At 39.7% G+C, this 13,128-nt stretch carries 10 protein-coding genes and 1 tRNA gene; 1 reads left to right on the forward strand and 10 read right to left on the reverse strand.

Annotated features, from left to right (window positions below):
- Window positions 1-128 precede the first annotated feature (128 nt).
- A tRNA-Trp gene (locus BUB93_RS01080) sits at window positions 129-204 on the forward strand.
- A gap of 126 nt (window positions 205-330) precedes the next feature.
- On the opposite strand, the gene purB is transcribed toward BUB93_RS01080, so the two are convergent.
- The 10 genes from purB to BUB93_RS01130 form a co-directional block, all read right to left on the reverse strand.
- Complete coding sequence (gene purB / locus BUB93_RS01085) at window positions 331-1,761, reverse strand: adenylosuccinate lyase (protein ID WP_073269353.1); 1,431 nt, start codon at window positions 1,759-1,761, stop codon at window positions 331-333.
- A 4-nt stretch (window positions 1,762-1,765) separates the two neighbouring features.
- Window positions 1,766-2,965 (reverse strand): pyridoxal phosphate-dependent aminotransferase, encoded by a 1,200-nt coding sequence (locus BUB93_RS01090; protein WP_084116788.1) that lies wholly within the window; start codon window positions 2,963-2,965, stop codon window positions 1,766-1,768.
- A 35-nt stretch (window positions 2,966-3,000) separates the two neighbouring features.
- A complete protein-coding gene (locus BUB93_RS01095) occupies window positions 3,001-3,822 on the reverse strand; it encodes a PHP domain-containing protein (protein ID WP_073269212.1) in 822 nt (273 codons plus the stop codon).
- 95 nt (window positions 3,823-3,917) lie between these two features.
- Window positions 3,918-4,694 (reverse strand): TIGR00282 family metallophosphoesterase, encoded by a 777-nt coding sequence (locus tag BUB93_RS01100; RefSeq protein ID WP_073269213.1) that lies wholly within the window; start codon window positions 4,692-4,694, stop codon window positions 3,918-3,920.
- A gap of 101 nt (window positions 4,695-4,795) precedes the next feature.
- Window positions 4,796-6,346 (reverse strand): ribonuclease Y, encoded by a 1,551-nt coding sequence (gene rny / locus BUB93_RS01105; RefSeq protein WP_073269214.1) that lies wholly within the window; start codon window positions 6,344-6,346, stop codon window positions 4,796-4,798.
- Window positions 6,347-6,563: 217 nt separating this feature from the next.
- On the reverse strand, window positions 6,564-7,586 hold the full coding sequence (recA, locus tag BUB93_RS01110; RefSeq protein ID WP_073269215.1) for a recombinase RecA: 1,023 nt from the start codon (window positions 7,584-7,586) through the stop codon (window positions 6,564-6,566).
- Between the two features lie 108 nt (window positions 7,587-7,694).
- Entirely contained in the window at window positions 7,695-8,930 is a 1,236-nt protein-coding gene (locus BUB93_RS01115) for a competence/damage-inducible protein A (protein ID WP_073269216.1), read from the reverse strand.
- An 11-nt stretch (window positions 8,931-8,941) separates the two neighbouring features.
- Entirely contained in the window at window positions 8,942-9,484 is a 543-nt protein-coding gene (pgsA, locus tag BUB93_RS01120) for a CDP-diacylglycerol--glycerol-3-phosphate 3-phosphatidyltransferase (RefSeq protein WP_073269217.1), read from the reverse strand.
- Window positions 9,471-10,841 (reverse strand): 30S ribosomal protein S12 methylthiotransferase RimO, encoded by a 1,371-nt coding sequence (gene rimO, locus BUB93_RS01125; RefSeq protein ID WP_242945267.1) that lies wholly within the window; start codon window positions 10,839-10,841, stop codon window positions 9,471-9,473. The genes pgsA and rimO overlap by 14 nt, the downstream gene beginning before the upstream one ends.
- Window positions 10,822-13,107 carry an FtsK/SpoIIIE family DNA translocase gene (locus BUB93_RS01130; protein WP_242945268.1) on the reverse strand — a complete coding sequence of 762 codons (2,286 nt, stop codon included), beginning with the start codon at window positions 13,105-13,107 and terminating at the stop codon, window positions 10,822-10,824. Before BUB93_RS01130 ends, rimO begins: the two co-directional genes overlap by 20 nt.
- Window positions 13,108-13,128 lie beyond the last annotated feature (21 nt).

The following is a 13,128-nucleotide window of genomic DNA, read 5'->3' on the forward strand; positions in this document are numbered from 1 at the left end:
GTATTTTAATATATGCGCAATTACTTTAAATTCATTATAACATAGACAACTTAGAAATTTCAAATCAATTCTAAAAACATATTGACTTATATTAATTTAACCCGTATAATAATACTTGTCTCATTTATAGGGGTATAGCTCAGTTGGTAGAGCAGTGGTCTCCAAAACCACGTGCCGAGGGTTCAAGTCCTTCTACCCCTGCCAAATCGATATCTATGAAGATGATTACTGATAATCATCTTCTTTTTTTATATAAAAAATCAGCACTTTAGGAAATTGTGCTGATTTTTTGTTCTGCCTATATCAAATATATTTACTTTAAAAACTTATCTATACGTTGACTTCCCCTTTTTCTCCTAGCAAATCCGCATTTGCTTCAAGAATAGGCTTTATATGGTTTTCAAACAGTTCTACAACCTGCTCAGGGGCGCGACCGATATACTTGCTGGCATCCAATACGTTTTCCAAGTCTTGCTCGCTTAAATTGAATGCAGGATCGCCTTTGATTCTCTCGATAAGATCATTTTCCTTGCCTTCAACTTTTACCATTTTACCAGCTTCCATCGAGTGAATCCTGATTCTTTCGTGCAGCTCTTGTCTATCTCCACCTTTTTTAACACCCTGCATAATGATATTTTCTGTAGCCATAAAAGGGAGTTCTTTTTCAATTCGCTGCTTGATGACCTTGTCGTATACGACCATTCCTTCTGATATATTTAAACAGATATTTAAAATTGCATCTACTGCAAGGAAAGATTCGGGAATAGCGATCCTTTTGTTGGCTGAGTCATCCAAAGTCCTCTCGAACCATTGGGTCGAGGCAGTTATTGCCGGATTGAGGGCAGAAATAACGACGTACCTGGCCAATGCCCCAATTCTTTCCGCTCTCATAGGATTTCTTTTATACGCCATTGCAGATGATCCTATCTGTTTTTTCTCGAAAGGCTCTTCTATTTCCTTTAAGTGTTGAAGCAATCTCATATCGTTGCTGAACTTGTAAAGGGACTGTGCCACGCTGCTTAGCACGTTGCATACTCTGGAATCAAATTTCCTAGGATACGTTTGCCCTGTAACGGCATAGCTTGCTTTAAAACCCATTTCCTTTGCTATGAACTCATCCAGCTTTTGTATCTTTTCGTGGTTACCTTCAAAAAGCTCCATAAAGCTTGCTTGCGTTCCGGTAGTACCTTTAACCCCTCTTAGCTTGACAGTGTCTAATACAAAGTCGAGCTCTTCAAGGTCCATCAATAGGTCCTGAATCCAAAGGCTTGCTCTTTTACCTACAGTAGTTAACTGAGCAGGCTGAAAGTGAGTAAAGCCCAAAGTAGGCAGGTCTTTGTACTCAAGGGCAAATTTAGACAGTTTGTCGATGCAGTTTACAAGCTTTTTCCTTACGTTGAGCAGGCCCTGAGTGTAGACTATAACATCTGTGTTGTCTCCTACATAAGCGCTTGTAGCTCCCAAGTGGATTATGGCCTTTGCATTTGGACACTGGTCTCCATAAGCATGCACATGAGCCATTACATCATGTCTCAGCTCTTTTTCATATCTATTTGCTGCTTCGTAATCTATATTGTCGACATTGTCTTCAAGTTCACGTATCTGTTCATCGGTTATATTAAGACCCTGTTCTTTTTCTCCTTTGGCTAAAGCAACCCACAGTTTTCTCCATGTTCCAAATTTGTTGTCATGAGAAAAAACATAGCTCATTTCCTTTGAAGCGTATCTTTCAATTAACGGACTTATATATTCGTTAGTCATCAAATCACTCTACCTCCTTGATAAACTTTTCTATTCGGTCTATTCCCTTTCCAATCTCTTCCATGCTTGTAGCATAAGATATCCTAACAAACTTGTCTGCTCCAAAAGCTACACCAGGTACCAATGCAACTTTTTCGTTGTCCAATATTAAGTTGGCGAAATCCATCGATCCTTTAATTAATGTTCCTCTGTACTTTTTGCCAAACAGCCATGATACGTTGATAAAGACGTAGAATGCGCCCTTCGGATAGATATAGCTTAACTCTTCTATCTCATCAAGTCTCTCTATGCAGTACTTTCGTCTACTGTCATATTCTGAAAGCATTCCGTCCAAAACACATTCAGGACATTTAAGCGCTGCTATTCCAGCGTATTGCGTTATTGACGAAGGATGTGAAACTGCATGTCCTTGAATGGTTCCCATTGCCTTGGCAACCTCTGGATTTGCTGCAGTATAACCAAGCCTCCAACCTGTCATTGCATGTGATTTCGACATGCCGTTTACCACGATAGTAAGTTTTTTGATATCTTCATTGAGCGATGCTATGCTGACGTGCTCATCTCCGTCGTATATAAGCTTTTCGTATATCTCATCGGATACCACATATATCTGATGTTTGACTGCGATGTCCGCGATTACCTTAAGTTCTTCTATTGAGTAAATTGCACCAACAGGGTTTGACGGCGAATTTATATATATGGCCTTTGTTTTATCAGTGATGCTTTTTTCAAATGCCTCTCCTGTCAATTTGAAGTCATCTTCCTCTTTTGTTTCGACAAAAACCGGTATTCCTCCTGCTATTCTAACTATTTCGGGATAGCTGACCCAGTAAGGAACCGGAACCAGTACCTCGTCGCCTTCATTCAAGATGCTTTGAAAAGCAGTTGAAAGACTGTGTTTTGCTCCGCTATTTACAAGTATCTGATCTGGTGTATATGACAGACCGTTGTCATTTTTTAATTTTTCACATATCAATTCCCTAAGTTCCAATATCCCTGTTGCAGGAGTGTACTTTGTATGTCCGTCTTTTATTGCTTGGATAGCACCCTCTTTTATAAATTCCGGCGTATCGAAATCAGGTTCCCCTGCACCAAATCCTACAACGTCTTCTCCTGATTTTACCATTTCTTTTGCTTTGGCAGTTATCGCCAATGTTATTGACGGTTTAGTCTCCGCCACTCTGTCAGAAATCATTTTTTTCATCATTTTACCTCCGGATTTATTATATAATAATATTTTTATTTCTTTGAAAGAAATTTATATATATTTTCTACATACGAATATGTTAGTTTTTCCCCACCAATTTGATTCTTTTTTGAAGTATCCTCTTGATGAAAATCAGAACCTCCTGTTACCAGCAGGTTTTTATTTTTGCAAATGCCGTAAAATCGAAGCTTATCCTTTTGGGTATGTTTGGGATGGTAAACTTCGAATCCGTCAAATTCCTCAACAATCAGCTTCTCAATAACCAATTCGTCATCGATTAGGCCTGGATGTGCCAATATAGCTGCTCCATTAAAAGAATGTATCATCTGGATTCCTTCAGAAACTGTCAACTTTTCCTTGGACACATAACAGGGCATGCCAGGAGTAAGATACCTCTCAAATGCTTCTTCAAAACTCTTTACGATTCCCTGTTTTAAAAGCTCTCGGGCAAAGTGAGGTCTTCCTATGCTTTCATTATTTTCTATTATTTCATTTATGGGAATATCTATTCCTATATCTTTGAATTTTTCAGCCATTTTATATGCCCTGTCAATCCGTTTTTTTCTGAGGTGATTGAGCACATCGTCTAGGCCCGACAGGTCTTTATTTTTGAAATAAGCTATAACATGTATGTCATGGCCTTCAAATTCACAGCTGAATTCAATCCCCGGCAATACCTCAACGTCGTATTCATCTGCTATCTTCAAAGCTTCAAACGAACCGTTTAAAGTGTCATGATCGGTTATTGAGATGGCTTTTAGTCTTCTCCGTCGTGCTCTTTCCATTATTTCTCTGGGGGTCAAGACTCCATCGGAGTGTGATGAATGTATATGTAAATCTGCATATTTATTCATAAGCTTCTCCTTTTAAAATCTTTAAACATTATAGCACAAGTGCAGTTTATACAGAAGTTTTTTCTTATATATAATCAAATCAATGCCCTCGGAAATCACTCATAAATTTTTATAAAATTGAATAATTCCTTGCATTTGCCTGATTCGTCAATATCTGCAACCAATCCGTTAATCTGAACAGGTCCGTATGCAATTGAGTATTTTCCAGGTCTTTTGCTTAAAAAACCTTTCAAAATTATATCCCTATCTACCCCTATGACACCGTCAAGAGGTCCGGTCATGCCTACATCGGTGATATACCCTGTATAATCATCCAATATTCTGCAATCTGCTGTTTGAACATGGGTATGGGTACCAAAAACCAACGAAACTCTTTGAGAACAATAATAACCCATACTGATCTTTTCAGCAGTTGCCTCTGCGTGAAAGTCTAAAATTCTAATCTTTACATCAGATGGTATTTCCAAAAGAATCTCATCTATTTTTTTAAAAGGGCAATCTAGGCTTTTAAGGTAAACCAGTCCGGATGTATTTATTACCGCAATTTTAGCGCCATTTTTTTCTTTTATGATATAACCCTTGCCTGGGCATGGATCCGGATAATTTGCCGGACGCAGTATCCAGTCATAATTATCTATATAACCTTCAGTTTCTTTCTTGTCCCATACGTGGTTTCCTGTAGTAATTACATCGACTCCCCAGTCAATCATATCCGAGGCGTTCTTTTCGGTTATGCCCAATCCTGACGAAGCGTTCTCTCCATTCGCTATAGTAAAGTCGATATCAAATTCATCTTGGATGGATTTTAAATTGTCTTTGATTATATTTCTTCCCGGACGACCTACTATATCTCCCAGCACTAAAATCTTCATCTGTCATCATTATCCTTTCTGTTGCATGTTATATTCTAGTATAGCATATTCAGTTGTGTGTTTACTGATATTTGATATAAAAAAAAGGAGATATAATCTCCTTATTTTGCGTATTCAATTGTTCTAGTTTCTCTGATTACGTTAACTTTGATTTGTCCTGGATAGTCCATTTCATTCTGGATTTTTTCGGCAATTTCTTTAGCTACGTGTATCATTTCGATATCGTCAATTTTATCTGGTTTAACCATGATTCTTACTTCTCTACCGGCTTGAATAGCAAAAGTTTTCTCTATACCATCGAATGAGTTTGCAATCTCTTCAAGTTTTTCCAGTCGTTTAATGTAAGAAACCAAGGTTTCTCTTCTAGCTCCCGGTCTTGCCGCTGATATCGCATCTGCAGCCTGAACCAGTACAGCTTCAATAGATTTAGCTTCAATGTCACCGTGATGTGCTTCTACAGCATGGATTACCTGTGGGGATTCCTTATATTTTTTAAGAATATCCACTCCGATATCAATGTGCGGCCCTTCCACTTCATGGTCCACAGCTTTTCCTATGTCATGGAGTAAACCAGCTCTTTTTGCAATTTTGGAATTTACGCCAATCTCGTCGGCCATAATCCCTGCAAGATGAGCTACTTCAATTGAATGCTTTAGAACATTCTGGCCATAGCTTGTTCTGAATCTAAGCCTGCCCAGAAGCTTGATGACTTCCGGATGAAGGCCGTGAATGCCTGTATCAAAGCTCGCTTGTTCTCCATCTTCTTTGATTTTCTGTTCGACTTCCTTCTTAGCCTTGTCCACCATTTCTTCAATTCTCGCCGGATGTATCCTTCCGTCTATAATCAGTTTTTCAAGCGCAATTCGTGCAACCTCTCTTCTGATTGGGTCAAACCCTGAAAGGATAACTGCCTCCGGAGTATCATCTATGATAAGATCGATCCCGGTTAAGGTTTCAAGCGTTCTGATGTTCCTTCCTTCACGTCCAATGATTCTACCTTTCATCTCATCGTTTGGAAGGTTTACAACAGATACTGTAGTCTCAGCCACGTGGTCAGCAGCACACTTTTGAATTGCGTAAGAAAGGATTTCCTTTGCTTTTTTGTCCGCTTCCTCTTTGGCAGAGCTTTCGATCTGTTTCATCAATAGAGCAGATTCTCTTCTGATTTTCTTTTCCACGTCATTAAGAAGTATTTGTTTTGCCTCGTCAAATGTAAGCCCCGATATCCTTTCAAGCTCTGCAACTTCTTTTTCAATCATTGAAGTTAACTCCGCCTCTTTATTCTTCAGGTCATTCATTTTATTTGTTATGCTTTCTTCTTTGCCTTGAATTTGTTCACTTCTTTTATCGATACTCTCTTCTCGTTGTATCAATCTTCGTTCCAACCGCTGAATTTCATTTCTTCTTTCCCGGTTTTCCTTTTCCACTTCCATCCTGATATTGTGTGCTTCTTCTTTTGCATTGAAAAGCATCTCTTTTTTTTGCGAGTCCGCGTCTTTAATTGCGTCTTCTACAATTTTATTTGCAGTTTCTTCAGCGCTGGCGATTTTTCCCTCAGCGATATTTTTTCTATAGAAATATCCTGCAACAAAAGCGATCAATGTGAAACCAACAATAACAGGTAAGATGTAATTGCCTAATGCCTCGATCATATTGCCTACACCTCCTTTATTATGTTATTGACAAAAAAATAAAACTGTTTCACTTTTTCGATGGTATTTCCAAAATCATTAATGGACAGGTTCTAATAATTAACCTGTAGATAACAATCTAATTTTATACTTTTTCTAAACATGTGTCAAGCTGATTGATTTTGTATAAAGCCGGGAATATACAAAAGCAGACCGGTTATGGTCTGCTTTTTAAGACTTATTTTTCTTCTATAATTTCTTCATCTTCGCCTTTGACAAGGTTGAAATGTCGCCTAATCTTAAGCTCTATCTCGTTGCATATTTCTGGATTTTCTATCAGGAACTGTTTGGCGTTTTCTCTTCCCTGACCTAGTTTTTCATTGTTGTATGAGTACCAAGCTCCAGATTTATTGACTATGTCCACTGAGCTTCCTACATCCAAGAGATCTCCTTCTTTGGAAATTCCCTTGCCATACATGATATCAAATTCCGCTATTTTAAAGGGAGGTGCCAATTTGTTTTTAACAACTTTAACCCTTGTTCGATTTCCTATCATATCCTGACCCTGCTTGAGAGTGTCTATTTTTCTGACATCCAATCTTATTGAAGAATAAAATTTAAGAGCTCTTCCTCCGGAAGTGGTTTCAGGATTTCCAAACATTATGCCTACTTTTTCACGCAACTGATTTATGAAAACGGCAGTAGTCTTGGATTTATTTATGGATCCAGTAAGTTTTCTTAAAGCCTGGGACATAAGTCTTGCCTGAAGTCCAACATGGGTATCTCCCATCTCTCCTTCGATTTCTGCCCTTGGTACCAAAGCTGCCACCGAATCCACTACCACAATGTCTACAGCTCCGCTTCGTACAAGCGCTTCGCAGATTTCAAGAGCCTGTTCTCCCGTATCAGGTTGGGAAACAATCAAGTTGTCTATGTCTACCCCCAATGCCTTTGCATAAACAGGATCTAACGCATGCTCCGCATCTATGAATGCTGCATTTCCTCCGTTTCTTTGTGCCTCTGCTATTACATGTAATGCTACAGTAGTCTTACCGGAAGACTCCGGTCCATATATTTCCACCACTCTTCCTCTGGGTAGTCCCCCTATCCCGAGTGCGATATCCAATCCGATAGAAGTGGTCGATATTGCCGCTATGTTTTGATTTGCGGATTGTTCTCCCAGCTTCATAACAGAACCTTTACCAAATTGCTTTTCAATCTGTGTAAGTGCCATTTGCAATGCCTTGTCTTTTTCCATCATGTTATCCCGAATTATCGGTTCACATCCTTTCGCCGATTAATAGAACATCTGTTCTGTTCTTAATTATATCTTAACGACCTTTATAAAGTCAATTGTTTTTGACGAATATTACAAGCCTATGAGTTGTTTTCTTATCAGATTCAAGGCGATATTTGCAGATTTTAGCTGGACCCTGTGCCTGGTTCCGCTTATGTTATGCTCTTCCACATGAATATTCCCTTTATAGGCTATTCCCACATAAACAAGACCGACGGGCTTGTCTTCTGTTCCTCCTGTAGGACCTGCTATTCCAGTGGTTGCAACTGCCATATCTGTATTATTGTTTTTGATTAATCCCTTTAGCATCTCTTCTGCGCATTCCCGGCTTACCGCGCCGTATTTTTCAAGAGTAGATTTCCTCACTCCCAAGTACTGTATCTTTGAATCGTTGGAATAACATATTATAGAGCTGTGAAGGCACTTTGATATTCCAGCAGTTTCAGTCAATCTGCTGGTTATAAGACCTCCTGTACATGATTCAGCCAAAGAAATCGTTGTGCTTGTATCAATAAGAAGCTTGGCCACAAGGCCATTCAGAGAAATATCCTCTCGGGCAAAGAGGTTGTCTTTTAACCTGTCGACTATTATCTTGTCAGTTTTATCCAAGAGAAGTTTTGCCTCATCTTCAGACTTTGCATTGGCAGTAACTCTCAACAATACTTCATCCGGCTTCGCATATGTCGCTATAGTAGGGTTTGTCTGATTGTCTATTATGTCTATCAGCATATCTTCGAGGGCTGACTCGCCAATTCCCGATACCTTGTAATAGTTCGAAAAAAACTTGTCCTGGCTCTTGCCTTGAAGATAAACCATTACGAAATCTCTAAACATGGGAACAAGCTCTCTTGGAGGTCCCGGAAGCATTATTATGACCTTACCCTCGTGCTCAATTAAAACACCGGGAGCAGTTCCATTTTCATTGGGTATTATATGCGCTCCTACTGGCATATATGCCTGTTTTAAATTGTTCTGAGTCATTTTTGAAGATATCTTGTGAAAAAACGACATCATCTTGTCGTAGCTTTCAGTGTGCATATCCATATCAAGTCCTAAAAGCCTGGCTACCGTTTCTTTGGTGAGATCATCTTGGGTAGGTCCCAAGCCTCCAGTCAATATTATAAGATCACTTCTTTCCACCGACTCTTTCAAGACGCTCATCAGCCTGTCAGGATTATCTCCAACGGTTGTCTGAAAAAAAACGCTTACCCCTGCAGATGACAGCTCCTTGCTAATATACTGGGCATTTGTGTTTAGAATATCTCCTATTAAAATCTCTGTTCCTACATTTATAATTTCGCCTTTCATGGGTCACCTCTTTATGATAGTTGTGAAAAAACCTCTTTATTCAATCTAAAGTAATCAATGCCGGAAATAATAGTAAATGCTACCGCCAGATACATAGCAATATCGCTGAAAGGAAAACCCACAAGGCTAAATGGATAGTTGTCAAATAGCATGCTGACAATGGCGACCATCTGAGTTACCGTCTTGATTTTGCCCCACCAGCTTGCGGCTATAACTATTCCGTCAGAAGCTGCTAAAACCCTAAGTCCTGTAACGGCAAACTCCCTGGCTATGATGATTATAGCTACCCCTGAAGAAATATGCCCGGTTTCAACCAGACATATCAACGCTGCAGAAACAAGCAGCTTGTCCGCCAGAGGATCCATGAATTTACCAAAGACCGTTATCAGATTATATTTTCTGGCAATATAACCGTCAAGAGTATCGGTAAATGATGCTATCACAAAGATGACCGCACCGATAATCCGTCCGTATTCCATATCGGATAAAAAGAAATACATAAAAAAAGGAATCATGATCATTCTAAGTATAGTAAGTTTATTAGGCAGATTCATCGCTCAACACTCCCATCAAATCAAATTCTGAAGCACTTGTAATTTTTACTTCGACGATAGATCCAATCTCCAATTCTCTGTCCGTTTCAATGCACACAACTCCGTCGATTTCAGGAGCGTCCATCCAGGTTCTGCCGCTGTAGCCCTCTTCGGTTTTTTCCTCTATTATGGATTCTATTACGCCGCCTACATGAGACAGCATCCTTTCCTCAGAAATAGGTCTTTGAGCCTCCATTGCAGCAAATTGTCTGTATCCTTTAGTCTGAGCATCTATTTGATCTGTCATTTTTGCAGCCGGAGTCCCTTCTTCCTTTGAGTAGTCAAAAACACCCAGCTTATCGATTTTGAGCTCTTTTATCGATTTTAGCATCCCCTCGTGATCTGCTTGGGTTTCTCCGGGAAATCCTGCAATCATCGTGGATCTGATGACCATGTCGGGAATTTCTCTTCTCAGTTTTTCAAACAAAGAAAAAATCTTCTTCCTATCCGTTCTTCTTCCCATCCTCTTAAGAACGGAATCTTCGGTATGCTGTACCGGAATGTCCAAATAATGAAGCACCCGCTTTGCATCCCTTATTACATTCACAAGTTCATCGTCTATGTTCTCAGGATAGGCATACATAACCCTTATCCAACTTAATCCCTGAATTTTGTCAAGTTCACTTAAAAGATCTGCAAGCTTTCTTTTTCCATAAAGATCCCATCCATACATTGTCGTGTCTTGGGCTATAAGTATTATTTCCTTTGTACCTCTTTCAGCTAAAGCCTTGGCTTCGGCAACGATATTTTCTAACTTTCTGCTCCTGTACTTTCCCCTTAGCTTAGGAATAATACAATAGGTGCAGTGGTTGTCGCAGCCTTCTGCTATCTTGATATACGCGGTATGAGATGCAGTGCTTATCAGGCGTGGCAGCTCCTCGTTGAAATCCACATGAATATTCCCAAAAGACTTGACCTTTTCTCCGGTTTCCTGAATCTTTTTAATAACTTCTACGATCTTCTCATAGTCCCCTGTTCCTATTACGCTGTCCAGTTCAGGAATCTCTTCCATTAGCTCCTCGTGATACCTTTCACTTAAGCATCCTGCCGCAATAAGGCCTTTGAGTCTCCCCGTTCTTTTAAGTTCTCCCATTTCAAGAATCATATCGATGGATTCTTCCTTGGCTGACTCGATAAAACCACAAGTATTAATTATAATAAAATCCGCATCATCACTGTTTTCCGTTATTTCATATGAGTTTTGATCTAAAAGACCGAGCATGATCTCCGAATCCACTAGATTTTTTGAACAGCCCAATGAAACCATGGCTATTTTAGTCGTCATTTTATCACCTTTTCTATTCTTGGGAGTTTTCATCCGAAAACTCCGCCTTGTCTATTAGTACTTTCCGCGGCTTGCTGCCGTCAGGACCGGATATTATGCCTCTTTCTTCCATTTCATCTATTATTCTTCCAGCTCTTGAATATCCCAAGCGCAATTTCCTTTGAAGCTGGGAAGTTGATATAGAGCCGTTTTCTAGCGCCAGTTCAATCGCTTTCGGAAGCATGTCATCTTCAAAATCTTCATCAATTGGATTTTTTATTTCCTTGATTTCTTCAATGACTTCTTCTCTATATTGGGGTTCGGAGTCTCTTTTGACAAAATCGACGACTCTTTCAACTTCCTTGTCAGAAATAAAGGTTCCCTGGAGCCTGATAGGCTTCGGTTCACCTACCGGATAGTAGAGCATGTCGCCGCGTCCAAGAAGTTTCTCCGCTCCTCCCATATCCAGTATAGTCCTGGAATCCATCATTGACGATACTGAAAAGGATATCCTAGATGGTATATTCGCCTTTATCAGACCTGTTATTACATCTACTGAAGGTCTTTGCGTCGCCAATACCAAGTGTATTCCAGCTGCTCTTGCAAGCTGCGCCAGTCGGCATATGGCATTTTCGACCTCACGAGGAGATACCATCATCAAATCCGCAAGCTCGTCTATTATAATCACTATTCGAGGCATAGGTTTTTCGTCTTTTTCCTTTGCCAATTCATTGAACCTTATGATATCTCTTACACCTGCATCCTTAAAAGCCTTGTATCTTTCCGTCATTTCCTTTATACCCCAATTCAGCGCTCCAGCTGCATGTTTTGGATCTGTTACTACAGGTATCAAAAGATGTGGTATTCCATTATAGTTGTTCAACTCCACCATTTTGGGGTCTATCAGTATCAGCTTCACCTCTTCCGGTGTAGCCTTGTATAATATGCTTATGATTATGCTATTTATGCATACGCTTTTTCCAGCTCCCGTCGCTCCCGCTATCAGCAGGTGGGGCATCTTGGCTATATCTGCCACCACAACGCTTCCGGATAGTTTTTTACCAAGAGCAAACGAAATTTTACTGTCGTGTCTTTCAAATGTTGAGCTTTCGATTATCTCCCTTATGTGTACCACATCAGTATCTTTATTGGGTACTTCTATTCCTATTGCAGCCTTGCCGGGTATAGGAGCTTCAATTCTCACATCAGATGTTGCAAGGCTTAAGGCCAGATCGTTGGACAAATTGACTATCTTGCTGACTTTCACCCCTGGCTCCGGCTGAAGTTCGTAACGAGTAACCGTCGGACCTACAGATACCTCTGAAACTTTTGCCTTTACGCCAAAATCTCCAAGGGTCTTTTCAAGAAGCCTGGCACTGGCCATAACTTCTTTCTTGTTCCTCTGGCTATTTCCTGTCAGTGTCTTATCTAGATATTCGATAGAAGGAAAGTCATATGTAATTGGATCATCTAACTTGTCCATAAGCTTCTCAATTTCCTTTTCTTCTTTCTCGATATCGATTTTTTTCTTTTTGTAGGATTTTTCTATTGGCTTTACTGAAGATGCCTCATCAGTTTTTTTGAGTTCATCTTCATTCTTAATGTTTTCATGTTTGGATATTGGTCTTATCTCAGCATAATCCAATATTTTAATTTGCTTTACGTCTTCTGCCGGCTGTTCAGGATTATTTTTGCTTTCTTCCATCCTGTTTTCTGTTTTTTGCACTTTTGTATTTTTCTCTCTTGGAGCCCTTTTCTCCACCTTAAGCTTTTGACCACCTGTAGACAGATATTCATACAAGGATTTTGGGGTTACCAGTACCCCTGAAACCAAGACCAGCAAAATCATTAATATTACTGTCCCAGTCATTGAAAACATGTTTACAGACAGCGATGCTGTAAAAGCTCCTAAAATGCCTCCGCCACTAGATGCGCTATGGCTTAATTCGAAAACTGCTGCAGAAAACGCCCTGTCAACCAAGTGTCCGTCGATAATGGAGAAAAGCATGGATATGACCAGTATAAGAAAACAACCAGCAGCCACAACCCTTTTCTTTAAGGTCGAATCTTTGCCAAATATTATCAAAATTCCTGTAACTACCAGGACAAAGGCCAAAAAGTATCCGGAGCGCCCGAAAAGAAAAGAAATGCCTGATGACATAAAATTGCCTATTGCACCGGCATTTTCAGCCATCAAAAAATAGAACATGTAAATCCCGTAAAATATCACGGACAGTGCTATTATGTCCCTAATTATAATATCCCTTGCAGGATTTTTTTTCATGCTTTTAGTCCTTCTATTCTTGCTTTTTACCGCCACTGAAATACCACCTTTAAATAC

This window comes from Alkalibacter saccharofermentans DSM 14828, from assembly GCF_900128885.1.
Classification (GTDB): Bacteria; Bacillota; Clostridia; order Eubacteriales; family Alkalibacteraceae; genus Alkalibacter; species Alkalibacter saccharofermentans.

What these genes read in the sequence shown, in the direction of transcription:
- BUB93_RS01095 (WP_073269212.1), bottom strand. Translation starts at nt 3,822, where the DNA reads ATGAATAAATATGCAGATTTACATATACATTCATCACACTCCGATGGA.
- pgsA (WP_073269217.1), bottom strand. Translation starts at nt 9,484, where the DNA reads ATGAATCTGCCTAATAAACTTACTATACTTAGAATGATCATGATTCCT.
- purB (WP_073269353.1), bottom strand. Translation starts at nt 1,761, where the DNA reads ATGACTAACGAATATATAAGTCCGTTAATTGAAAGATACGCTTCAAAG.
- BUB93_RS01115 (WP_073269216.1), bottom strand. Translation starts at nt 8,930, where the DNA reads ATGAAAGGCGAAATTATAAATGTAGGAACAGAGATTTTAATAGGAGAT.
- recA (WP_073269215.1), bottom strand. Translation starts at nt 7,586, where the DNA reads ATGATGGAAAAAGACAAGGCATTGCAAATGGCACTTACACAGATTGAA.
- BUB93_RS01090 (WP_084116788.1), bottom strand. Translation starts at nt 2,965, where the DNA reads ATGAAAAAAATGATTTCTGACAGAGTGGCGGAGACTAAACCGTCAATA.
- rimO (WP_242945267.1), bottom strand. Translation starts at nt 10,841, where the DNA reads ATGAAAACTCCCAAGAATAGAAAAGGTGATAAAATGACGACTAAAATA.
- rny (WP_073269214.1), bottom strand. Translation starts at nt 6,346, where the DNA reads ATGATCGAGGCATTAGGCAATTACATCTTACCTGTTATTGTTGGTTTC.
- BUB93_RS01100 (WP_073269213.1), bottom strand. Translation starts at nt 4,694, where the DNA reads ATGAAGATTTTAGTGCTGGGAGATATAGTAGGTCGTCCGGGAAGAAAT.